Origin of the sequence: Flavobacterium davisii (genome assembly GCF_042182265.1) — a bacterium.
Lineage (GTDB): Bacteria > Bacteroidota > Bacteroidia > Flavobacteriales > Flavobacteriaceae > Flavobacterium > Flavobacterium davisii.
Genome location: NZ_CP097869.1, coordinates 252806 through 276040 on the forward strand (window position 1 = coordinate 252806; position 23235 = coordinate 276040).

At 29.9% G+C, this 23235-nt stretch carries 17 protein-coding genes; 3 read left to right on the forward strand and 14 right to left on the reverse strand.

Annotated features, from left to right (window positions below; all coding sequences use genetic code 11):
- Positions 1-78: 78 nt before the first annotated feature.
- The 7 genes from NAB20_RS00990 to NAB20_RS01020 form a co-directional block, all read right to left on the reverse strand.
- Positions 79-2466 (reverse strand): penicillin acylase family protein, encoded by a 2388-nt coding sequence (locus tag NAB20_RS00990; RefSeq protein ID WP_375605360.1) that lies wholly within the window; start codon positions 2464-2466, stop codon positions 79-81.
- A 286-nt stretch (positions 2467-2752) separates the two neighbouring features.
- Positions 2753-3838 carry an agmatinase family protein gene (locus tag NAB20_RS00995; protein WP_105195795.1) on the reverse strand — a complete coding sequence of 362 codons (1086 nt, stop codon included), beginning with the start codon at positions 3836-3838 and terminating at the stop codon, positions 2753-2755.
- Between the two features lie 96 nt (positions 3839-3934).
- Positions 3935-6001 carry a T9SS type A sorting domain-containing protein gene (locus tag NAB20_RS01000; protein WP_127823817.1) on the reverse strand — a complete coding sequence of 689 codons (2067 nt, stop codon included), beginning with the start codon at positions 5999-6001 and terminating at the stop codon, positions 3935-3937.
- Between the two features lie 57 nt (positions 6002-6058).
- Positions 6059-7330, reverse strand: a complete 1272-nt coding sequence (gene kynU, locus NAB20_RS01005) for a kynureninase (RefSeq protein ID WP_088394334.1) — start codon at positions 7328-7330, stop codon at positions 6059-6061.
- A 97-nt stretch (positions 7331-7427) separates the two neighbouring features.
- Positions 7428-8318 carry a DNA/RNA non-specific endonuclease gene (locus tag NAB20_RS01010; protein ID WP_375605361.1) on the reverse strand — a complete coding sequence of 297 codons (891 nt, stop codon included), beginning with the start codon at positions 8316-8318 and terminating at the stop codon, positions 7428-7430.
- 733 nt (positions 8319-9051) lie between these two features.
- Entirely contained in the window at positions 9052-10101 is a 1050-nt protein-coding gene (gene queA, locus NAB20_RS01015; protein ID WP_014164809.1) for a tRNA preQ1(34) S-adenosylmethionine ribosyltransferase-isomerase QueA, read from the reverse strand.
- 156 nt (positions 10102-10257) lie between these two features.
- Positions 10258-11853 (reverse strand): LamG-like jellyroll fold domain-containing protein, encoded by a 1596-nt coding sequence (locus NAB20_RS01020; RefSeq protein WP_105195792.1) that lies wholly within the window; start codon positions 11851-11853, stop codon positions 10258-10260.
- A gap of 380 nt (positions 11854-12233) precedes the next feature.
- Between NAB20_RS01020 and NAB20_RS01025 the strand changes: the two genes are divergently transcribed.
- The gene (locus tag NAB20_RS01025; protein ID WP_375605362.1) at positions 12234-12371 is read left to right on the forward strand and encodes a hypothetical protein; all 138 of its coding nucleotides are present in this window, start codon (positions 12234-12236) and stop codon (positions 12369-12371) included.
- 81 nt (positions 12372-12452) lie between these two features.
- Here the strand turns inward: NAB20_RS01025 and NAB20_RS01030 are convergent, their stop codons facing one another.
- From NAB20_RS01030 to NAB20_RS01040, 3 genes are all read right to left on the reverse strand, one after another.
- The gene (locus NAB20_RS01030; RefSeq protein WP_127823820.1) at positions 12453-13877 is read right to left on the reverse strand and encodes a T9SS type A sorting domain-containing protein; all 1425 of its coding nucleotides are present in this window, start codon (positions 13875-13877) and stop codon (positions 12453-12455) included.
- 558 nt (positions 13878-14435) lie between these two features.
- On the reverse strand, positions 14436-14867 hold the full coding sequence (locus tag NAB20_RS01035; RefSeq protein ID WP_375605363.1) for a lipocalin family protein: 432 nt from the start codon (positions 14865-14867) through the stop codon (positions 14436-14438).
- 8 nt (positions 14868-14875) lie between these two features.
- Positions 14876-16057 (reverse strand): hypothetical protein, encoded by a 1182-nt coding sequence (locus NAB20_RS01040; protein ID WP_375605364.1) that lies wholly within the window; start codon positions 16055-16057, stop codon positions 14876-14878.
- A 165-nt stretch (positions 16058-16222) separates the two neighbouring features.
- Here NAB20_RS01040 and NAB20_RS01045 point away from each other — a divergent pair, with 165 nt between their 5' ends.
- Positions 16223-19075 (forward strand): histidine kinase, encoded by a 2853-nt coding sequence (locus tag NAB20_RS01045; RefSeq protein ID WP_375605365.1) that lies wholly within the window; start codon positions 16223-16225, stop codon positions 19073-19075.
- A gap of 2 nt (positions 19076-19077) precedes the next feature.
- Entirely contained in the window at positions 19078-19827 is a 750-nt protein-coding gene (locus NAB20_RS01050) for a LytTR family DNA-binding domain-containing protein (RefSeq protein ID WP_105196479.1), read from the forward strand.
- Here the strand turns inward: NAB20_RS01050 and NAB20_RS01055 are convergent.
- From NAB20_RS01055 to rsgA, 4 genes are all read right to left on the reverse strand, one after another.
- Positions 19817-21046 carry a 3-phosphoshikimate 1-carboxyvinyltransferase gene (locus NAB20_RS01055; protein WP_088391383.1) on the reverse strand — a complete coding sequence of 410 codons (1230 nt, stop codon included), beginning with the start codon at positions 21044-21046 and terminating at the stop codon, positions 19817-19819. The genes NAB20_RS01050 and NAB20_RS01055 overlap by 11 nt on opposite strands.
- 143 nt (positions 21047-21189) lie before the next feature.
- Entirely contained in the window at positions 21190-21516 is a 327-nt protein-coding gene (locus NAB20_RS01060; RefSeq protein ID WP_105196481.1) for a nucleotide pyrophosphohydrolase, read from the reverse strand.
- A 146-nt stretch (positions 21517-21662) separates the two neighbouring features.
- Positions 21663-22115, reverse strand: a complete 453-nt coding sequence (dtd, locus tag NAB20_RS01065; protein ID WP_375605366.1) for a D-aminoacyl-tRNA deacylase — start codon at positions 22113-22115, stop codon at positions 21663-21665.
- A gap of 145 nt (positions 22116-22260) precedes the next feature.
- Entirely contained in the window at positions 22261-23220 is a 960-nt protein-coding gene (rsgA, locus tag NAB20_RS01070; RefSeq protein ID WP_105196483.1) for a ribosome small subunit-dependent GTPase A, read from the reverse strand.
- Between the last annotated feature and the right edge of the window lie 15 nt (positions 23221-23235).

A 23235-nucleotide genomic window follows, 5' to 3' on the forward strand; every position in this document is an offset into this window, starting at 1 on the left:
CCAATTTATGTTTTATTTTCAATTTTTATTTTGTTTTATCATTCTAGACAAAGATAGGATGATAAAGGGGTTTGTGAGTTATTGTGTTTTAAATAATAATTTGGTTGATGTAGCTTGAATTTCTTCCTTATTCATTTTCATTTTTCGAAATTGTCCTTTTATATACATTTGAGCTTGATCGTTATAATGTTTACTCATTGGATTTCCAGATTGTCCTGTTGGTAAAATACTCACAGAATTTTCTATGTCACTAAAATCTATCACTCTTCTTGTGGATGGTCCTGCAGAAATTTCATAATGATGGGCATCTGTATAGTAAAACATAACATTATTGATTACTTCATTACTTCCAGGTGCTTCAAATATTCCAACATTAAGGAATGGGCGAAATATAGCTACTGATCCTATCGGGTGTTTATATTCTACTTGATGAACTTTTCCCCATTGCCATTGCCATATATCATCTCCTAATTGATTACTTAAATTTGCTATTGTTTCTTTAAAAGATTGTGTTAAAATAGTGGTTCTACTTTCCTTTATATTTTTTGTTTTTATGTTGTCCCACCAAACGGAATGAACTAATTGACTTTGGTTATCTATGCTTTGTTTCATTATATGGGTCTTCAAGAATTGCTTAAAACCTAACTCTCCCATTTCATCTAAAAAGGTTGCCTTTAAATAAAAATATATCCATTTGTTATAAATAGTAGGGGCTATTTCTGAAGTTGTGTTAGTTCCTTTCCATTTTTGCATAATAGATAGTGCTTTTTTTTCATTCTCTTTCAAATGGGTTTTATCTAACCATTTACAAAAATTATGGGCTACTTTTTCGCTCACTATCGAAGTATCGTCATAAATCATTTTTTTAAAATCATCTTTAGACCATTTATTTTTCGATTCTAATAAAGAAACAATTCGTTTTGCTCTATCTTCTGGTAAATAATACCCTGGATATTGATATCCTTCAATTTCATGGGGCATATTATTAGCTGAATACACGTAATTCCAAGAGGGATTAATTGCTCTTGGATTTTTATCAAACCCTAAATATTCATGTTTATCATCTACTCCGTTAGCTCCATTTAAAATATAGTTTGGATTTAGATCTTTGTTCATTTTGTATAATTTCCCTGATGTTTGCCAAGCAAAATTATTTTGTGCATCTGCATACATCACATTTAGTCCTGGCGCTATGATATAGGAAATTCCTTTACGAAATTGATTTAAATTTTTAGAATGACTTAACGTATAAATAGCGTCTAAAATTTTATTTTCTTCATGGGTATATATCCAATAGAAGGATACAGGTTCTTTAGGATTAAAATCTTTTAATATTCCGTTCATGATAGGACCATGTTTACTTTCTTTTATATTTAAAGAAATTGTAGTACTATCTTTTATTTTTATAGTTTTCCTACGTGTAGTAAATTCTTCATAGTGCTGTCCCGTTTTATATTGATTACTGTTATTGGGATTCTTTTTTTCTTGATAAAAATCTGCATCATCATTTTCAAACATAGTTAATCCATAAGCATACTGATGATTATGCCCTAATAAAGGGAATGGTACTCCTGCTAAATAATAGCCATAAATTTCTTGTTCTGGAGAATTGATATGCGCTTCGTACCAGGTTCCTGGTTGTGAGTAAGAAATATGAGGATCGTTTGCAAATAATATTTTTCCGGAAGTCGTTTTTTGTCCTCCTACAATCCAAGCATTACTCCCTATAAATGGAGGAAAAGGTGAGCTATCCAATATATCAGCTACTGCTTTTGATGCTGCTAGATAAGTTTCTGTTTTTGCATTGTTATTTGTGTTTATTTTGGTCATATTATAGGACAGATCAATCCCTAATTCTTTCATATAGTTATCGCCTAATTTATTTCTCAAATCAGTCATCAAAGGATCGGTGCGCTGAGCACATGCAAAACTGAACGCCATATATCCCATTGTATTATACACATCTTTCAGCGTAAAAGGTTTTTTCTCAATACCGAGTAAAATAAACTCAATTGGTGTTTTTCCGTTTTCTAGATATTGGTTTATACCGTCTAAATAAGCCATTGCTAATTTATATGATTTTCCATTTTTATCTAGCTTGGCAATAGCTTTTTCTGAATTTTCATCTATTCCTAATGCTAAAAACATTTTATCGTTATCTAATGCTTTGGATCCAAAAATTTCGGATAATTTCCCTGGTGCAATACGACGTAATAATTCCATTTGCCATAAACGTTCTTGTGCGTGTACATATCCTAAAACGGTTAAAGCATCTTTTTCATTGCAGGCATAAATATGTGGTATTCCAAATTCATCAAAGAAAACGTTTGTCTCCTTACTAATATTTTTAATAGTTAATTCACCTTCATATTGTGGTTTTGTAGAATATAAATAGATATAAAGTGACATTCCCAAAATCAAGATTAGTCCTAACAGGGCTATCAGTATTTTTTTGACTAATTTCATCTGTGTAATTTTTATTTTTAAGGCTCTTTTGTATATTTATTTTAAACTCTAATTAAAGGGGGATAATTTCATTACAACTACAAATGAATTTGAATTTAAAAATGTAATTCTTTTTGTCATTTTTACGCTTCTATATTGATCACAAATCTAACGGGCAATTTGGGTTTAATTTATTGTTATTTTTTATACAACCCGATTTTTAGGTTTATCTTATTTTTCATGATTTTATCAAAGATAAAAAAAGACGAGCAAAGTTGCTCGTCTTGGCTTCAAAATTCACTTTTATTTATTTTCTAGGAAAAATAATACGTTTTCCTGTTTTCATTCCATTGTTTTTAGCTAGTACGCCACACATGTGAAATAACATCCTTGCTCCTACGTTTCCATCCCAATCATCTTCTCCTGGGGCTACCTCTACCAAATCAAAACCAATAATTTCTTTACCGCTTTCTGCTAATTTATTAAATAAATAAGTGGCTTGCTCAAAGGAGAAACCTCCAGGAACGGGGGTACCTGTATTAGGACAATACCACGGATACATACCATCTATATCAAATGAAATACATACTTTTTGAGGTAATGATGCAATGATGGCATCACATTGCTGCGCCCATGTCATACCTTCAAAAGTTTCTGCTTTTAAATCTGCATCTGTGTGAACTAACACTCTTCCATTAGCATTTTGTACGACTTCTACTTCTTGTTCACAAAAATCACGGATTCCTACTTGTACGATTTTAGTAACTTGAGGAATTTGAAGGGTATTATACATAATGGACGCATGTGAATACTTGAATCCTTCATAAGCTATCCGTAAATCCATGTGCGCATCTAAGTGCAAGATACCGTAATCTTGATATTTAGAAGCCAATGCTTCATAATAGCCTAATGGTGTAGAGTGATCTCCTCCTAAGAGAACTACTTTTTTCCCTTTGTTCATCCAAGATAGTACTTTATCTTTTACTTCGGTATGTAATTCACGACAAGCTTTATTAATTTTATCTAAATCTGATTGTAGAACTGGAAAAGTAGCTACGTCTTCGCCACTTTCTAAAGCCTCAATGATAGGTTGGGCTAATGCTTTATATTTATCTGAATTTAATTTCCAATGTTTAGGAGCATCATCCATATAAATTCCTAATTTCCATAATTCAGGAAAATCTTGATGATTTAAATCTACTTGAAAAGAGGCATCCATAATAGCTTCAGGTCCTTCTGAAGCACCTGCTCCATAACTTACAGTTACTTCCCAAGGAACAGGTATTACAATAATTTCGGCATCGTCAGCAGAAAAAGGTAATCCAAAAATTGTTGCGTCTGCTAATCCTGGTTGTGATGGATCAAAATTGTCTATAATTTGTTGCTTTGTCATATTTTTTAATAAAAACTTAAAAATTGAATTTTACAGAAGGCTAAAATAATTGATACCTTAGCATTGTTTTGCTATTTTTCTTTCTTTTTGATTAAATTATTTTTTTACGAATTTTTTAGCTCCGTTTACTCCTTGAAACTTTACAAAATAAACACCTTTATTCAATGATGATATGTCGACTGGGTTTTCATTGGATAACATTTCTTTACTTATTATTTTCTGTCCTAAAATGTTAAATATTTCCATTTTTTTATTAATTAATTCTTCCCCACTAAGTGTAATGGTGTTATTTGCTGGATTAGGAGAAATACTAAAATCAAGTTTAATAAATTGATCATTAGACAAACTACTTTCAACGGTTAATTTAAATGTTTTATTTATTGCTACCATTCCATTTGAAGGGGAAACTGCTGTAATAGTAATGATGTGATCTCCTGGATCTAAATTGGTATTTGGCAGAGGATTTTGGGTTAAAACAGCATCACAAGTTGTAACTATTGCGTTACACTGTAATCTATAATCGGGTAAAACAAACACATTTCCTCCTCCTGTTTGCTCTATTTTATTAGCTGGAACATTTAATATAAGTGGAACATTTTCTAAACCATATCCTGTTTCGTTAAATATTCTTGTCATCGTATTAATATCTGAACAGGGGTAATTCATATTGATTGCGGCTTGACGAAACGCTCTAGCGGCTTGTACCTGACCTGATGTAGAATTTGTTAAAGCTAATCCTTCTAAAAAAGCAGTGTCTGTTTTTTTTCTTCCAATTATATCATAAATTTTCATCAACGCCGTAGCCCAAATTTGACCGTCTGTATGAATAGCACCTTTTAATCCTTGAGGATATTTTTCAGGATAATTTGTTGTTCTTCCTTCCCATAAATCACCATTACCTTGCCAGTTAAACAAAATATGATATTCTTGATCTGTTGGTAACCATTGATTTAAACTTCTACTATACGATTGAGCCCAATAATCCGCACATCCTTCTCCAAGACCTTCAACAAATGAACTATTATCTCCTGTCATCCAGTCATGTATTCCGTGTCCTAACTCATGTAAAATAATATCTGCATCTTCTCCTCCATCAATTCCTCCTATACCGAGTGCTATTCTATCTGAAGATGCGATATATTCAGAATTATCACTTCCTTCTAGACCATGAGGATCAAAAATAACCAATCCTTTGTTTTTTTGAGGAAGGCAGTTAATTCCTAAAGTCTTGCGTATGTATCTTAAACTATTATCTATATGATAAAAAGCGTTAGCTGCTTCAAAACCTGGTTTATCACGTGTAAAATCAAATTTTTCAGATACTTGTTCAAAAAGACCTTGTTTTGGCGATTGAAAATCTCCAATATCACAATACGAGCTTTTTAATCTATAAAGTCGTGTTCCTAAATCAAACGTTATTTCTGGTAAAACAACATTTACTCTTGCATTATCTAAACTTTCATTGGTATTATCCCCATTATCTATATAATCGCCTACTCCATAAGTATTTTTACCGATTGAGAGTGGGTCTGGATTAAATACCATCGCTGTTCCGCTTCTAAAAGCGTATGGTATTTTGGCTTCATAGCTTTTTTTGTTATATGACGTATTTTTTTTATGATGATAGACTGCTACATCTTTTAAACTTATAATGTCTCCTGTTTGAGCATCAACAAATATTTCCCAATCTCCTGGTTTATCATCATATTGTAGATTAATTTTATAAGCTAATCTAGTGGGTTTTGTAAGATTATAAAGAAAAAGTTTAGATTCTTCAAAATGTAAATTTCCTTTAGCACCTAAACTTTCTTTTGCTTTTTTTAAGGCTGTTTCTGTATTTAAAGCTGGGATTACATTAATATTTTCAATAGTGGGATCAAAACTATTAGTTGAGAAAGCAATTTTTTCGTCATCATTAAAATTTACAATATATTCGGCTCCAAATACTGGAACTCCTTTTAATTCTTGTTGAAATCGTAATGTTTCTCCTGATTTTCCTTTTCTTACATTATTTAATCTTAGTTCATTTTGTATTCTACGTTCATTTCTGTTGACTTTACCACGGATAAAATCTAATGCTATTTTTTCTTTGTTAGTCGTTTGTCCATTTAAAAATACACTACTAAACATACATAATACAACATAATACAATTCTTTCTTCATATATAATCAATTTTATTTGAAATGCTCCCTCTCTAAGGAGGGTTCATAAACAAATTATTATTTTAAAAATCGAATTAAAATTTCACCAAATCTATACATATCTTCGTATGAACAATAGAAAGGTGCTGGAGCTAATCGGATTACATTAGGTTCGCGCCAATCGGCAATTACGCCATTAGCCATTAAATAATCAAAAAGATTTCGACCTTGTCCATGTAAATATATCGACAACTGACAAGCTCTTTCTTCTTGATTGGTGGGTGTAATGATTTCGAATCTAGTTCCTGTGATTTCTTGATCAATTTCTCGGAGAATAAACTCTAAGTAGGCTGTTAATTGATCTCGTTTTTTAATTAATTTTTCCATTCCAACTTCCGCAAACATTTCTACTGAAGCTAAATAAGGGGCTAAGGATAAGACGGGTAAATTGCTGACTTGCCAACCATCTGCTCCTTGAATAGGATCAAAATGGGGTTCCATCTTGAAACGACGTTCTTTATTGTGTCCCCACCAACCTGCAAAACGAGGTAAATCGGCAAGGTGATGTTTTTCGTGTACAAAACATCCAGAAGCATTTCCTGGACCTGAATTCATATATTTATAGGAACACCAAGCAGCAAAATCAACATTCCATTCATTTAATTTTAATTTAATATTTCCAGCTGCATGCGCTAAGTCAAAACCTACTTTGGCTCCTACCTTATGTCCTTCTTCGGTTATGGTTTTCATATCAAAAACTTGTCCCGTATAATAATTGACTCCTCCCCACAAAATTAAGGCTAGTTCTTCTCCTACTTCATTTATCTTTTCTAAAATATCTTCTAATCTAATTGTCTGTTCTCCTTTGCGTGGTTGAACTTCTACTATAGCTTCTTTAGGATCAAAACCATGAAATTTCACTTGACTTTGAAACATATACTGGTCTGAAGGGAATGCTTTTTCTTCGCAAATAATTTTATAACGTTTTTGAGTAGGTTGGTAAAAGGACACCATTAACAAGTGTAAATTGACTGTTAATGTATTCATAACCGTTACTTCATTGGGTTTTGCTCCCACTATTTTACTTAAAGGTTCTGCAAAACGTTCTTGATAATCCCACCAAGGTTTTTCTGCATAAAAATGACCTTCTACTGCCAAATTAGCCCAATCATTCATTATATCGTCTACATATTTTTTGGCTCTTTTAGGCTGTAAGCCTAGTGAGTTTCCTGTAAAATAAACAACATTCTTTCCGTTATGCTGGGGAAATAAAAACTCGGAACGATAATTTTTTAAAGGATCCTGTTCGTCTAGTTGTTTTGCAAAAGCGAGTGTATTTTGAAAAGTCATTTCGGTGAGTTTCAGCTGGTAAATATACGAAAAGTAAGATAAACAAAAAAAGCCACTTATTTAAACAAGTGGCTTTTTAACATTTTTTGTGATATTATTATTTTCCTGAATATGTCTTCGATTTTAATTTTTTAGCAAGAGTGGATGTCATACTTGAAAAGAAAGAAAACCCTGTTTTTTGCTCAATATCAGATACTTTTACAATATATTTTTTCCAATCTCTATCTATATTTTGATTATTTGGAACATCAATTGCAATGATTGTAGTATTTTCATCAATACGTGTTAAATCATCATTTCCTTCATCTAAAATTACTGCTATTTTCCAAGTACTAGAAGGAACACAAATTTTACCATTCGCTAAGAACTTAGTTACACCTCCATTTTTACCTGTACCGCCTTGTCCATAAGGACCTGCAATAATATAAACTTCTTTATCATCATTTCTAACAAATTGTCTTAAACGTTCCTCTAAACCTTCCCAAGTTTGTTGGTTATTTTTAGGTGATTGAGGTACCATATTGGTCATCAAGAATGTTTCTGAATTTGCTTGAAAAGTGTTTGTTCTATCTGCTGAAGGACACATGTGACCACGATCAAAACCACTATCCTTATAATGAGTTGGAGAAACTAAAAAGAAAGAACCATTTAATCCTGTATCTGCTCTAAAATCATTAGCTCTACTAGTAGAACCTAAGTTTCTATAATCTAAATGCCAACTTGTCCAGTTAGGCGTTCCTTTTTTATTATTATAAGAAAGTGTATAATTTTCTTTCCCTAATAGATAGTTATTATAATCTTCTTGATTAGCTTTAGATGGATTTCCTAGCATCATATCACCATTATCAACAGATGATGCTTTTACAATTTTTCTTTGATTTTCTGCTTTAACTTCAACACTTGAACTATCTGTTTCATTGTCACGAGAACAGAATACTAATGTTTGGCATGCTAAAATAAGACAGGTTAGTCTTTTAATTTTTTTCATTTTTTATTAGGTTTTTTTAAAATTCCGGCAAAGGTACTTCTTATATTCTATTTTAATGTTAAGCTAACGTTATGAAACAAAACAAAATACATTTTTAACGGACGCTTTTTAAAATATTTTTAGTTTCATTCAAAAACAACATTTATCAATAAAATCAAAGTTAAATAACTCTTTATATCTGATTTTTTTACTTGTCAGAGCAAAAATATTAAAATGAAGGGGCTATTTTAAACACATTTTTTAAAGCCTATTTCAAGAAGTATAAATCCAAAAAAGATATTGTTACTCTATTTTTCTTTGAGTATTTAAAATTTATTTGGAAATCATTTTTTATTAAAGTGTAGAGTACTTAAGTCCCAATTCTGACATCAGACTTGAACGGAGTGAATTGTGAAAATCAATCTAGTTCTCTTTATTTTCTTCCAATTCAAGTATGTCCGCTAATTTTAACCCAGATTACCTCAATAGTTCTTTATTTCTTCTTCTAAAACTTTCAGATAAGTACTTAAATTTATTGAAAATTTTCATTTCATAACGCAATCTAATGTGGGATCTGGGGTAAAATGATGCAAAGGGTTGCTTAAAAACATATCTTACTTTTTTATTTTATATCGTTTTACTTTTATTGAAAGATGAACCAACACGAAGATGATATCTTATCTGAATTAAAACAATAAGTAATTAAGTAGTTTTATATTTTAAACAACCCTTTGTGTATTTATGAAAGTAATTTTTATAAAATTAACATTGCATCACCGTATGAATAAAAACGGTATTTTTGTTCTACTGCCTCTTTATAAGCTTTCATCATAAGATCATGTCCACAAAAAGCGGAAATCATCATTAATAAAGTTGATTTAGGTGTATGAAAATTGGTAACCATACAATCTGCAACCGAGAAATCATAAGGAGGAAAAATAAATTTATTAGTCCATCCCTGGTAAGAGTTTAGTGTTTTATTGGATGAAACAGAACTTTCCATAGCGCGCATGGTAGTAGTTCCTATAGCACATACTCGTTTTTTATTTAATTTAGCTTTATTAACAGTTTCACAAGCTTCATCTGAGATTAAAACTTCTTCTGAATCCATTTTATGTTTTGATAAATCTTCTACTTCTACTGGGTTAAAAGTTCCTAAACCTACGTGTAGGGTTACCTCAGCAAAATTAATTCCTTTTATCTCTAAACGTTTCATTAAATGTTTAGAAAAATGTAAACCAGCGGTTGGTGCTGCAACCGCCCCTTCTTCTTTAGCATAAATAGTTTGATAACGTTCTGCATCTTCTTCTGTTACTTCTCTATTAATATACTTTGGAATAGGTGTTTCTCCTAAATCTACCAATTTTTGTCGGAATTCTTCATAAGAACCATCATATAAGAAGCGTAATGTTCTCCCTCGAGAAGTTGTATTATCAATTACTTCTGCTACTAAAGAATCGTCATCACCAAAATACAATTTGTTTCCAATACGAATTTTACGAGCTGGATCTACTAATACATCCCACAAACGTTGTTCTGCATTTAATTCTCTTAATAGGAATACCTCAATACGAGCACCCGTTTTTTCTTTATTTCCATAAAGACGAGCAGGGAATACTTTAGTATTATTTACTACCATTACGTCCCCTTCATCAAAATATTCAATTATATCCTTGAATAATTTGTGTTCTATTTCTCCTGTTTTACGGTGTACTACCATTAAACGAGATTCATCACGATTTTCCGCAGGGTATTCAGCTAATAGTTCAGCTGGTAAATTAAAATTGAAATTGGATAACTTCATACTTTATTTTAAATTTTAGAAATTAAATTCCAGAAGTCTTCTGAAAATCAAGGGGCAAATATACAATTGCAAAAGAGGGGTTGTCAAGTAAATTAGGATTTATTTTTTTATCCTTTTTTACTTTACTCCCTCTTGAATGGATTTATATAAAAATGATTACCTTTTTATAATATGTTTCGTTATGATTTTGTCATTTGTATCTTCTATTTTTAATAAATATATTCCTTCTTTAAAATCGGTCATATCTATTTGTCTGTTTTTAAATTGTACTATTTTTTGTCCTTGTAGGTTGTATATTTCGATTGATTTTATTTCATTTTCAACATCAATATTTAGAAATTGATTAACAGGATTTGGATAGAGTGTAATTTTTAGCGTTTTTGGATTAAATTCGGACGAAGATAAGGAAGTGTAGTTTAATGCGTTTTGATGCTGGTCTTTAATTAAATTGATTTCATATTCTTTTAAAACTCTATTATAAATAAAAAATTTATCAATAGAAAGATTTGCATTCTTAACGTTCATAAAGTTTCCAGCTGCATCTGTTCCACTTCCTATAGTAAATTTATCATTAAATTTATACAGGTTTGCTGCTTGAGTTATATTTGTTGACATTTTAAAAATTCCATCTTCGTAAACAGCTATATTAGTACTGGATCCTAATTTTGAAAAAGTAATTGCGTAGTGTTTCCATAACCCTAAAAAAGTAGTGTTTCGCAATTGAATTTCTGGCAAACTATTAGTGGCATCATATGCCGCTGAAATCCTTAAGCTCCCTTGTCTTTCTCTAAAATATTGGGATCCAAAAATTTCATAGCTTGTACTGTATAAAGTTGTTGCTGGTCTTGGTCTGTATTCCCAAAAACAGATTGTGTAATTTTGTTGGCTTAATGCGGTATTTAAACTTGTGTTATATATCAACCCTGTTTCGCTAAAAGAAACTGCTTTTCCTCCATCTATACTTGCGGCATATCCAATTGTTCCATTAGGTTGAAAATTATGTAATCCGTTGTGACTATTTAAATTATTTTCAAAATCATAAAATGCTACTAATCCATTATTTAAATCCGAATGGTATACGTATTCTTTGCTAATTTGATTTATTGTTAGGCAGGTGTCAAATATTTTTAAATCATCTATTCTAAATCCAACGGAGTTGTAAGTACTAACATCTTGTAAAAATTGACCGATTTTAAAAAGGGTTCCATTTGTATTCAAATTTATAGAGTAGCTAAATAATTGTTTTGAATTCCTATAAACTTTGATGTTTGTTCCATCATACGTCACGGTTAGTAAATAAAATTGATTGATATCCATTTCATCTGGCGTAATGGTTCTCTGATTTCCACTCCCACCACAAAAACTGGTTATATTTCCTGAATTAACCTCATCATGTTTTAACCCAAAAGATTCTAGAGAAGCTATGGAACCGTAATGAAAAAGCGGATTTTCTACTCCATTTATAGGAAATGAACGAACACGTATCATAACCGTTCTAGGATTGTTTCCTTGTGGTAGATTAGGAAGATTAGCCTGAACATTAAAAGTGCCGTTCACTTGTAAACCTATTGATCCATTATAACCACTTAGATAGGTAGGATTTGCTGTACTTACAACTCCTGGATTAGGTACAAAACGAACAGTGTTGTTTATGTCTGATAATGTATTATCAAAATTAAAATGATAAATGGGGGTTTGCGCATTAACTAAAAGAGTAGTCCCTAAAACTAAAATTTGTAAAATTTTTTTCATGATAATTAAACTTTTAGTCAAAAATAGATCGATACAAAAAAAAATAAGGATTGAGTTTACCAAACCTTATTTTCAGTTAACATAATAATGTACTCAAAGTCTTGTTTTTTTAGAATAATAAGAAATATGTTTTGCTATATTATTTAACCCAGATTTCAAGAAAGTATTATTCTTTGACAAATGAGAGCTAACTTGCACTTGCGAGCAAAGCCTATGTAAAAAATGATGAATTTATCCCCTCCAAATTTTGGCTGAAATGTAAAAAGGCTTCCAAATGGAAGCCCTTTGAGACAATCAATGATCAAACATCATGTTATCTCGTATAGAATAATTTTAGCTAAGATATTACATTTCCTCGCATTTTAATAAAAAGAAAATTTATGAAAAGTTTCGAAAAAATGCGAATTGTAAATCCCAATGTGGCAGCAATTAATGTCGGATCACGTTCTCATTTTGTAGCCATAGGACAAAATAAAATCAAATTAGAGATTTTAATTTTTATCAATTACTTAAAATAAGTTAGATAGAATTCCGTATTAAAAATCTATTCAACTTTATTTTTCACAACGAAGTCTAATGTGGAATCTGTGTTAAAACTATTATTTTTTCAGAAACTTAGTTGTTCTAATTTCACCTTGTTCATCTTCTATTTTTATCGTATAAACGCCATTATTTAAACAACTGATATTTTCTTTTTTCTGGGTACCCAAAAAGACTTGCTGTCCTTGTTCATTGTATATTACCATCTGTTTTATATCACTTTCTATCTCTATATTTAAATCATCACTGGCTGGGTTAGGGAAAAGCAGTAGTTTGTCTTCTCTTTTTTTTTGAGTAGGGGCTTCTTTCATTGTTCTATAACTTTTATACTCATAAGCTCCTCTATCAATTATCTGATTAACGATGCGTTGATTACCTGCTTTATCTCTAGTAGGCAGGGTTATACCTGGAACTGAGTTGGTTCCTGTATCATAAACGGAAAAAGATGTTTTAGTTAGTGTAAAATCACCATTTAACGGATCTTTAAATGGCTGATAATTGCCAACATAATTATTATTATAGTACGCATTGAGTCTATAATTTTGTAAAATAGAATAATGTACATCAGGATATATAAAAACGGTTCCAACTGGATAGTTATAATCATCTACAAAAATGTCATGTCCTAATGTTTCCCATCGGGCATTATTTTGATGAAATATGGTATTATAAATACTGGCTAAAGATTCTCTAGCACAAATTCCACCGCCACCATTTTGAGCATAATTACCAGAAAATACGCAATTTGTAATTTTGGGTTGGGATGATAACGCAAAAATAGCACCTCCTTTTCCTGTTGTAGAATTATTCCAAAAAACGGTGTTAATTAATGTTAAATTAGTTCTAATATCGGGACTTCTTCCTAGGTACATTCCGCCTCCTTCTGCTTCTGCCCAATTATTTCGGATTGTAACATTAGAGATCGTATTTTTTGATTCAATAGTATATATTCCTCCTCCTCTTCTTCCGTCTATATCATGTCTATCTACCGTAATACAGTTTCCATAACATGATGCAACACCGTTTGCTATCGTAAGTCCATCAAGAGTTGCATAACCCGAAAGAATAACAACATGGTAAGCGTTGTCTCTAGACATTTGTTCAATACCTAAATCTCCGCTTAGTATACTTTCATTAGAAGCTAGGGATAAGTTTCTTTCGTTTAGACTTACTTCAGTTCCTGCAAAGCCTCCATAAATACTAATTACACCTGATATTACGAAAGCATTATGCTGATTATTGGGGGTAATTGTATTTAAATCGTCTGCTTTTCTGTTAGGTTTGTATGTTCCTCCTGCAACCCAAATTTGAGAATAACGTCTAGTATTTATTAGGGCTTGAAGATCTCCTGATGCGTCTGACCACGAGGTTCCGTTCCCTGTAGCTCCCGCTTTTATATAGCCAATTGCACCATAAGTTTGTGCGGTAGTTATGCCATAAAACAATAATGTTATTATGATTAGTATTGATTTGTTTATTTTCATCTATTTAAATATTTTATTATCTTTTATTCATTTTTTGATTTATTATAAACGCTCATAATTTCTTGTTGTAGGTTAGTACAATCTATATATTCTGGCGGGGTAACACCATTAAAAACAATTATTTCCCATAGTAGTCCCTTGGTAGAAATGGGGAATTGAATCCCCTTTTTCGTAATAAAATTTAATGGTTTTCCAGATTCTATTTCCTGTACTATTGAATGAATGTTTTCGCAATATTCTTTAGCTTGATTAATATAAAAAATATTGTCATCTATAAAAGATAGGACTCATGTTAAGTTGTAAACTATCTAATTGTTTTTGTGTAGGGATTATTATTACTACATCATAAGGGTTTATTTTATTTTTTTTAGAGTTTACTCGTTTTTCTTTTTTTATTCTTTTTGTTCTCTGCCTGAATTTATTTTCTTTTACATGATTACAGGAATAAAAAATTCCGATAAAAATCATAGTATAAAAAAAGACTAAAAAAATTTCTAATTTATTTTTACTGATTATTTTCATTTTAATAAAAAGTTTTAACTGGCTCAGAAAACATTTTTATTTTTTTATTAATAGGTAAGTATCTATTCCTGCTCTTGACTTTGAATTATTTAGGTATTGCACTTTTAATTCATTGGCAGTTAGAGAGATTATTTTTAATTTATAAGAAAAATCTACTAATTTTAATTCGTTGTTTTCATAAACATAAGTTGTTTTATTAATTTCTGGCTGACAGTTTGAAGGTGTGATCGCTTCTGTATAAGATTTATTTAATTCTATTAATAGATAATCTTTTGATGTCCCACATTTATTAACATAGTCTCTAAATTGTTCTTGTCCTAATTCGTTATAATCTATTTTTTTAGAAAATTCCCATTTTCCTACTATTGTCGGCATAGGTATTTCATTCTTTTTTTCTTCTTCTTTAGAACAGGCGTTTGAAATAATGGTTACGACAAGTAGAAAAGCTATTTTTAATACATTTTTCATTTTTATATTTATTTAAATTTATACATATTGGCTTTATCACAAGAAATTGGATCCATCCCTGAATTAGCGTAATCAGTTGGAGGAGTTAAATAATTTTCTTTTAAGTCACCCGCTCTTAAATAGGCGTTTTGTTGTTCTATTTGCATATTCATAAATCCACAAGTCCCATCTATTTTTTTAAATACTGCTACGATAGGCATGATTCTAGAGGTTAATGTTTTTAGATATTCTCCATTTCCATTGTGCAAATTTTTATACTGAGGTTCCCATTCTCCTATTGAATATCCATAAATAGGTGTTTCTTTCCAATTGTAATCGGTTGTTCGTTTTTTTATAGCTTCTAATATCTCTTTTTGAGTGGGTACTTGCGCAGGTGTTGCCTTTTTAGGTAAAGAATTTCCAGCGGTATATGCCTCTTCTTTTTTCTTTTCTATATCTTGAAAAATCTGAGCGATTTTTGTTGGTGGATAATTTTTAATTTTATCTTCCATACCTATTTTATAAAAGAATAAATATTGTTGTCCTTCAAATAGATTGTGCCCATAAGGATTTCCTCCAGAAGCTGCATAAGGCTCATCTGAAGCATAAAACAATCCTGGTTCTAGTTGCAACAATCCTCTAATTTCTCCTTTCTTCACACCCTCTACAGGGTTTTTACTTTGGTATTGAACATACGCAATATCTGGCATATAACATTCTCTGTAGTGTACTATTCCTTTAGACCGCATTTGTTGTAAAAGCATTGCTTTAGCTTTTCCGCTAATACCAGAACTAATCCAACTTGTATATTGTGTATCTATAATAGGATTCCCATTTTTCTTTTTAAAATGGTATCGGGTATACATATTAGCTTTACAATTTGAGTCATCAAATTCTAAATAAATTTTTTTAATGGCTAATATTTTATCATCTACTAAGCTTTTTATTCCTAATGGTATAGAAGCATAATAAATTCCGCTTGGTCCTTCTTTTTTAAAATTCTGACTTTCTAAAAAAGGATCCCCTGCATCTTCCTCTAGTGCTTTTAAATCTTTTTTATCAGGTATAATTGCTTTTTTTGCATCACTTTCTGGTGATCCTAAAGCTTTTTCAGCCACTTTGTTTAACAATTTACCAAACTGAGCATGACTCATGGGCATGTTCGTTATTAATAACAATAAGAATATCGCTTTGATTAATTTTGTATTCATAGGATTTTTGATTTTTATGATACAAAAGTATGACGAGTAGTTGCTTGTACTTTTGGGCAGTTTATAAAACCTGTTTTTCAGTTAACCAATAAATTTCGTTAACTCTAAGTCTCTTTTGGTTAACTGATAAAGTATTGTTGTAGTAAAAAATTTATTTTTGTTGTTATGCTTTATATAAGATTATTAACAATTATTATCTTTCTTTACTCTGTATCTTGCAAGGGACAAAATCCGTTTTATTATAAAATTGATCAATCAAAAGGATTGCCTTCTAATAGTGTGTATGACATTTTTCAAGATCATAAAGGCTTTATGTGGTTTGCTACAAATAAGGGACTTTGCAAGTACGATGGTAAATATTTTTTGACTTATACCAATGATAATCAAACATCTATTTCTGGATCTTCTATACAAGAGGACGCTTATGGTCGTATATGGTACAGTAACTTTGATGGTTATTTGTACTACGTTGAAAATAATCAACTAAAAAGTCTTCATAATACGAGTACAATTGGTTTTGTAAAATTTGGAATTACGGCAAAGCATCTTATTGTTTTACAAAAAAATTATATTGTTTTTTATGATTTAAAGAACTTAAATATTTATAAAAAAGTGGCCTTTAATACCCAAAAGTTATTTGCCACTCATTTTTCAAATTCTACATTTTATCTTTTAGGAGATTCTTTTACGGTAGTAGAGCCTAATCTATCTATTCAAATTTTTCCTATTCCTAAAGAGGTTTATAAAAATTATCCTGCTCCTATTTTACAAGAAAGCATGAACGGTTTATTACTTGTTTCTAAATATGCTGATTATTTTTTTGAAATTAAGAAGAATAAATTTTATAAACGAAAAATAACTGGAAATTTCACATTTATTCAAAATTTAGCTTTTGATAAGACTTTTAATTGGATTTGTACAACACAAGGTGCTATTAAGTCCCTTAACGGGAGCATTAATACACGAAATACTTATTTAAAAGATTTCAATATCTCGTATGTTTTTAAAGATAAAGAAGAAAATTATTGGTTTTCTACTCTTGACAAAGGTCTTTTATTAGTTCCTAATCTACATAATAACTTTGTCTCTTTTGACAAAAAACCACTAACCATCTCAACAAATGATGAATCTATTTTTATTGGATCTGCTGATGACAAACTATATAAAGGTGATCTTTGTTTAAAGAATTTCGAAAGAATATTTGATGGGAGAAGTAATCATGAAATATATTTTTTATCATCTGACTTACAGCATCTTTTTTTTACTTCTAATACTTTTAAAAAGATTAATTTAAAAAATCAACTAAAGGAAGAAAATATAATTGCTTTAAAAGATGCTCAAAAGCTAAATGAAAAATATTATGTATTTGCTGCAAGTGGCGTTTGTGGTTTGTTAAAAAATGCAACTAGTAAAAATGAATGGGATTTCTGGACTAAAAATGATACTCAAACTATTATTCCTATTATAAATGGGGTTCAAGGTAAATCAGCTACTTATAATCCTTTTAATAACACTATTTATTATGCCACCAACAATGGGTTGTTTGCTGTTGTTAAAGACAAAATATTTGAAATAAAGTTAAAAAAGGAAAAATTATTTTTTTCCAAAATAAAGAACATAGGAGATAAAATTTATGCTATAACCAGTACTGAAAAATTATACATCATAACTTCTGACAATCATATAACGCAAGTTTCTATACAACAATACATAAATAATGAATCTATTAATAAGATTAAATTTTTAAATTCAACATTATATATCATTACTTCTTTCGGTCTTTACTCATTTAATTTAAGGACTCATCATATTGAAAAAATAATTTCTATAAGTCCAGAGCATGAAATTTCAGATCTAATTGAATTAAATAACAATATAATAGGGGTAACTTCAAAAGGGTTTCTTTCTATTCCTAAGAAAAATAAAAGAAAAAATTTTCCTGCTAAATTAATTCTCAATTCAGCACTAGTAAATGGTAAACTAACCGATCTTGATAATTTGGGGCATTTACATTATACTGAAAACACCATTAACTTAAATTATTCTATATTATCTTATATTCCTAATCAGAAAAATAAATTATACTATTCAATAGATGATTCTTCTTGGATTTTGACAGATGAGGATGCTCGTAATTTATTATTAAACTCTTTATCTTCTGGTAAACATTCTTTAAAATTTCAAACGGTAGCCAATGGTAAAAAATCGGTTATAACAAAACTCACTTTAAATATTAGTAAACCTTTTTGGTTATCGTATTCTTTTATTTCTTTAGTGATTTTATTTTTTATAGGATTAATCTATTCCTTTTTAAAATGGCAATTAGCTAAAATAAAAAAAAGAAATCAGTTGCTTTTAGATAAGATCCATTTAGAAAAAAATGTAAACCAATCTAATTTGAGAGCATTAAAATCTCAAATGAATCCTCATTTTTTCTTTAACGCATTGAATACCTTACAGTCTTATATTATAGCTAATGAAAAAAATGAAGCAATTGAGTATTTGTCAAAATTTTCAAATCTAACACGTATTATTTTAGAGATGACAGATAAAGATTGGATAAATATTTCGGATGAAATTAAAACATTGAGATTGTATTTAGAAATTGAAAAAGCTCGTTTTGAAGACGATTTCTTATTTTCAATTAAAACGCAATCAGATCTTGATATAGATACAATAAAGATTCCTTCTATGCTACTCCAACCTTATGTTGAAAATGCACTCAAACATGGCTTATTACATAAAATTGGGACAAAGGAACTACATCTAAATTTTACTATACAAAATAAAGTTTTAAACATTTCAATTGAAGATAACGGAATTGGTAGAAAAAAGAGTCAAGAACTGAACGAGATTAAAAACAAAAAACATCAATCATTTGCTACTAATGCCTTACAAAATCGAATAGATTTATTAAATGAATATAATCAAAAAAATATTTCAATCGAGATTATTGACAAGTTAACGGAAAATCAATTGCCAAATGGCACTCTAGTAATCATTCAAATTCCTTTATAAATATGATAAATGCCATTATTATAGATGATGAAAAAAGAGCTCGATTAAATCTAGCTCTTTTAATAAAAGAATATTGTTCTCAAATAAACATAATAGCAGAATGTGAAAACTTACCTGAAGGTGTAAAATCTATTCGAAAAAACAAACCTGATTTAATTTTTTTAGACATTGAAATGCCTGGACATAGTGGTCTGGAATTATTGGATTTTTTTGATGAGAATGAAATAAATTTTAAAATTATTTTTACTACAGCCTATCAAGAATATGCTATACAAGCATTTAAATTTTCGGCCATAGATTATCTTCTTAAACCTATAAATCCTAAAGAATTAATAGATGCTACGACTCGTTTTACGAAAGAAAAAGACAAAATGGAAAGATATCAAATTTTAAAAGAAAATATAAAAGAAGATACTTTTAAAAAAATAGCGGTTCCATCAGGTAACAGTTTAGTTTTCATTGAAGTTCATAATATTTTACTTATAAAAGGAGAAGGTGCTTATTCCGAGATTCATTTTACCAATAATGAAAAATTACTTGTAAGTAGAAATCTTAAAAACTTTGAAGATATTATTTGTGAGCAAAAAAATTTTATTCGTATTCATAAATCTTTTATTCTTAACACAAATTATATAAAATCATATAATAAATCAGATGGTGGAAGTATTGAAACACAAAATGGTCTACATTTACCCATTGCAACAGATAAAATACAAACCATTTTAAAAGCTATAGAAATTATTAAACGCTAGTGTAACAAAAACCAACTGTTGCTAAATCATTCCAAAAATCGGGATATGACTTACTCACTACCTCGGCCTCTTCTATTATGATTGGTACTTGAAGAGCAAGTGGGGCAAAGGCCATTGCCATCCTATGATCTTGATAGGTTTTGATAATAACATTTTCATTAATAATTGTAGGAGGTTTTAAATGTAATGATTCATCCGTAATTATAATATCAGCTCCTAATTTAGTTAGTTCTATTTTTAAAGCTTCTAAACGATCTGTTTCTTTTATTTTTAAGGTATGCAAACCATACAAATCACATCTTACTCTAAGACCTAAACAAGTTACTGTAATTGTCTGAGCAATATCAGGACAATTGTTTAAGTCAAGGGATATAAACGCTGCGTGAGGTGTTTTTTTTGTTAATATTATGGAATTATCATTAAAAAGGGTTTCTACACCAAAATATTGATAGATTTTTACTAGTGCTGCATCGCCTTGTAAACTATTTTTTTTGTAACTAGAAAGGGTTAATTGGGTTCCTAACTCCGAAAGTGCTATAATAGAGTACCAATAAGATGCTGAACTCCAGTCAGACTCTACTATGAAGTTTGAAGTTTGAAGTTTGAAGTTTGAATTAACTTTAATAATATTTTCTTCAAAAGAGGTCTGAATTCCCATTTCATTTAACAATGACAAAGTCATTTTAATATACGGAATAGAGGTAATCTGTCCTTCTAAATGTAATACTAAGCCTTCTTCCAATTTTGGTGCAATTAAAAGCAAAGCTGAAATATACTGGCTGCTTACATTGGCTGGTAACGCAACTTGATTTTTTTTTATTTTTCTTCCTTTTATTTTTATAGGAGGGAAACCTTCTTTTTCTAAATATGAAATTTCAACTCCTAATTGTTGTAAGGCTTCTACCAAAATTTTAATAGGTCGCTCTTTCATACGAGAAGATCCTGTTAGTATCATTTCTTTTCCTTCTTGAATTGCAAAAAAGGCTGTCAAGAAACGCATAGCAGTTCCTGCATGATGCACATCAACTGACTTTTCAGTTAACTCATTTAAAGCCTTTTGCATCACATCTGAATCATCTGAATTGGAAGTATTTTCTACAATAATACTAGGATATAGTGCTTGTAATAATAACAATCTATTGGTTTCTGATTTACTCCCTGTTATTTTAATCGTTTTTTGTTGGTTATTAACAACTGATTTTCGAAGTTTTATTTCCACTATTTAAATCTATTCAGATGATAAAAAATTTATTTACACAAATTCCTCTATACTTTGTTTTATTAAAATTGCCCTTCTTTAAAATATTGATTTTCAAATATTTTTATAAATGCAGCCTATAAAAACAATTGGAAAACTTAATACTATTTTAACTTTTCATTGTTATGATGACGATCATGATCTCGTTTTGTTTTTAAATCCATTTTTTTATCAAAGGCGGCTTGTAAATCAACACCTGTTTGATTAGCTAAACATAAAACGACAAAAACTACATCGGCTAATTCTTCTCCTAAGTCTTTATTTTTGTCACTTTCTTTTTCTGACTGTTCTCCATATCTGCGAGCTATAATTCTGGCTACTTCTCCTACTTCTTCTGTAAGTTGAGCCATGTTGGTTAATTCATTAAAATAACGTACACCGTGGTTTTTTATCCAATTATCTACTTCTTGTTGCGCGTTTTTTATATTCATAATTACCTTTTTTTAAGTATTAAACAAAATTATCAAGATTCTAAAATAAAGTTCGAATACGTCATTTATTTCAAATTATAAATTCTATGAAAACTTTATCTTTTTATTTAAAGTTGTATAAATGATTCTTGTTATAAGTTTCTTTCCTATTCTTTATTTTTTGTATCAATTATTATGGTTACGGGACCATCATTTACTAAAGCAACTTTCATATCTGCTCCAAATTGTCCTGTTTGAACTGGTTTTTCAAGATCAATTTCTATTTGCTTAACGAATAATTCGTATAGAGGAATGGCTATATCAGGCTTTGAGGCTTTTATATAGCTAGGGCGATTTCCTTTTTTGGTTTGAGCATGTAATGTAAATTGACTTACTATTATAATATCTCCCTCTATATCCTTGATAGAACGATTCATAATACCCTCTTCATCATCAAAAATACGAAGGTTTACAATCTTTGAACTTAACCAAACAGCATCTTCTTGATTATCTAAATCTTCCATTCCAACTAAGATCAAAAGTCCTTGTTTTATTTTTGCAACAACTTCTTTTTCTATAGTTACGGAAGCTTCTGAAACACGTTGAATTACAACTTTCATATCTATTAATATTTTGCGTTTGAATAAATTTTAGTTGATTTTATATGTTTGTATTTTACAATCTTTTTTAAACTATTTTTCTTTATTTGTTTAAAAAGGAAGATAAAGAAACTATTTAGTACATTATAAATTTTTCAACTTAGTTTTATACCTCATCATTATTTTTATATATATCATTTCTGTAGGTTTCATCATCACCTTCTAAAATTTGCAGATATGAATTATATCTTGACCAAGCTATTTCATCAGCATCTAAAGCTTCTTTTACAGCGCAATGAGGTTCTTCTTTATGCAAACAATTATTAAATTTACACTGCTCTTTTAAAGCGAAAAATTCAGGGAAATAATCTCCTATTTCTTGCTTTTCCATATCTACTACTCCAAAACCACGAATACCAGGTGTATCTATAATTCTAGCTCCAAATCCCAGATCAAACATTTCGGCAAAGGTTGTAGTATGCTGACCTTGCTGATGTTGCTCAGAGATTTCTTTAGTTTTTAAATTCAATGTAGGTTCTAAGGCATTGACTAACGTTGATTTTCCTACGCCTGAATGCCCTGAAAACATAGAAGTTCTGTCTTTCATTAATGATTTTAAATCATCAATTCCTTTGCCATTTTTAGCCGAAACTCTTAAACATTGATATCCAATATTGGCATATACATACTGAAGATATAATTGATCATCAAGTGTTTTATCATCATAGGTATCTATTTTATTGAATACTAAAACAGCTTCTATACCGTAAGCTTCTGCTGTTACTAAAAAGCGATCAATAAAGCTGGTTGTTGTTACGGGATTATTAATGGTAACTAACAAAAATACGACATCTATATTAGATGCGATAATGTGTGTTTGTTTAGAAAGGTTTACGGACTTACGAACAATATAATTTTTTCTATCGTGAATCTTAGTTATAACTCCAACCGTTTGATCAGCAGAAGTTTCTAATTCATAATCTACACTATCTCCTACTGCTATAGGATTGGTACTTTTAATTCCTTTTATACGAAATTTCCCTTTTATACGGCATTCTAAAAATTGATTTTTTTCGGTTTTTACTGTATACCAACTCCCAGTAGATTTATAAACAATTCCTGTCATTTAAATTAACGATTG

Bases quoted from the DNA above. Each gene is read 5' to 3' on its own strand.
- NAB20_RS00990 (WP_375605360.1), bottom strand. From the start codon at position 2,466: ATGAAATTAGTCAAAAAAATACTGATAGCCCTGTTAGGACTAATCTTG.
- NAB20_RS00995 (WP_105195795.1), bottom strand. From the start codon at position 3,838: ATGACAAAGCAACAAATTATAGACAATTTTGATCCATCACAACCAGGA.
- NAB20_RS01000 (WP_127823817.1), bottom strand. From the start codon at position 6,001: ATGAAGAAAGAATTGTATTATGTTGTATTATGTATGTTTAGTAGTGTA.
- kynU (WP_088394334.1), bottom strand. From the start codon at position 7,330: ATGACTTTTCAAAATACACTCGCTTTTGCAAAACAACTAGACGAACAG.
- NAB20_RS01010 (WP_375605361.1), bottom strand. From the start codon at position 8,318: ATGAAAAAAATTAAAAGACTAACCTGTCTTATTTTAGCATGCCAAACA.
- queA (WP_014164809.1), bottom strand. From the start codon at position 10,101: ATGAAGTTATCCAATTTCAATTTTAATTTACCAGCTGAACTATTAGCT.
- NAB20_RS01020 (WP_105195792.1), bottom strand. From the start codon at position 11,853: ATGAAAAAAATTTTACAAATTTTAGTTTTAGGGACTACTCTTTTAGTT.
- NAB20_RS01025 (WP_375605362.1), top strand. From the start codon at position 12,234: ATGAAAAGTTTCGAAAAAATGCGAATTGTAAATCCCAATGTGGCAGCA.
- NAB20_RS01030 (WP_127823820.1), bottom strand. From the start codon at position 13,877: ATGAAAATAAACAAATCAATACTAATCATAATAACATTATTGTTTTAT.
- NAB20_RS01035 (WP_375605363.1), bottom strand. From the start codon at position 14,867: ATGAAAAATGTATTAAAAATAGCTTTTCTACTTGTCGTAACCATTATT.
- NAB20_RS01040 (WP_375605364.1), bottom strand. From the start codon at position 16,057: ATGAATACAAAATTAATCAAAGCGATATTCTTATTGTTATTAATAACG.
- NAB20_RS01045 (WP_375605365.1), top strand. From the start codon at position 16,223: ATGCTTTATATAAGATTATTAACAATTATTATCTTTCTTTACTCTGTA.
- NAB20_RS01050 (WP_105196479.1), top strand. From the start codon at position 19,078: ATGATAAATGCCATTATTATAGATGATGAAAAAAGAGCTCGATTAAAT.
- NAB20_RS01060 (WP_105196481.1), bottom strand. From the start codon at position 21,516: ATGAATATAAAAAACGCGCAACAAGAAGTAGATAATTGGATAAAAAAC.
- dtd (WP_375605366.1), bottom strand. From the start codon at position 22,115: ATGAAAGTTGTAATTCAACGTGTTTCAGAAGCTTCCGTAACTATAGAA.
- rsgA (WP_105196483.1), bottom strand. From the start codon at position 23,220: ATGACAGGAATTGTTTATAAATCTACTGGGAGTTGGTATACAGTAAAA.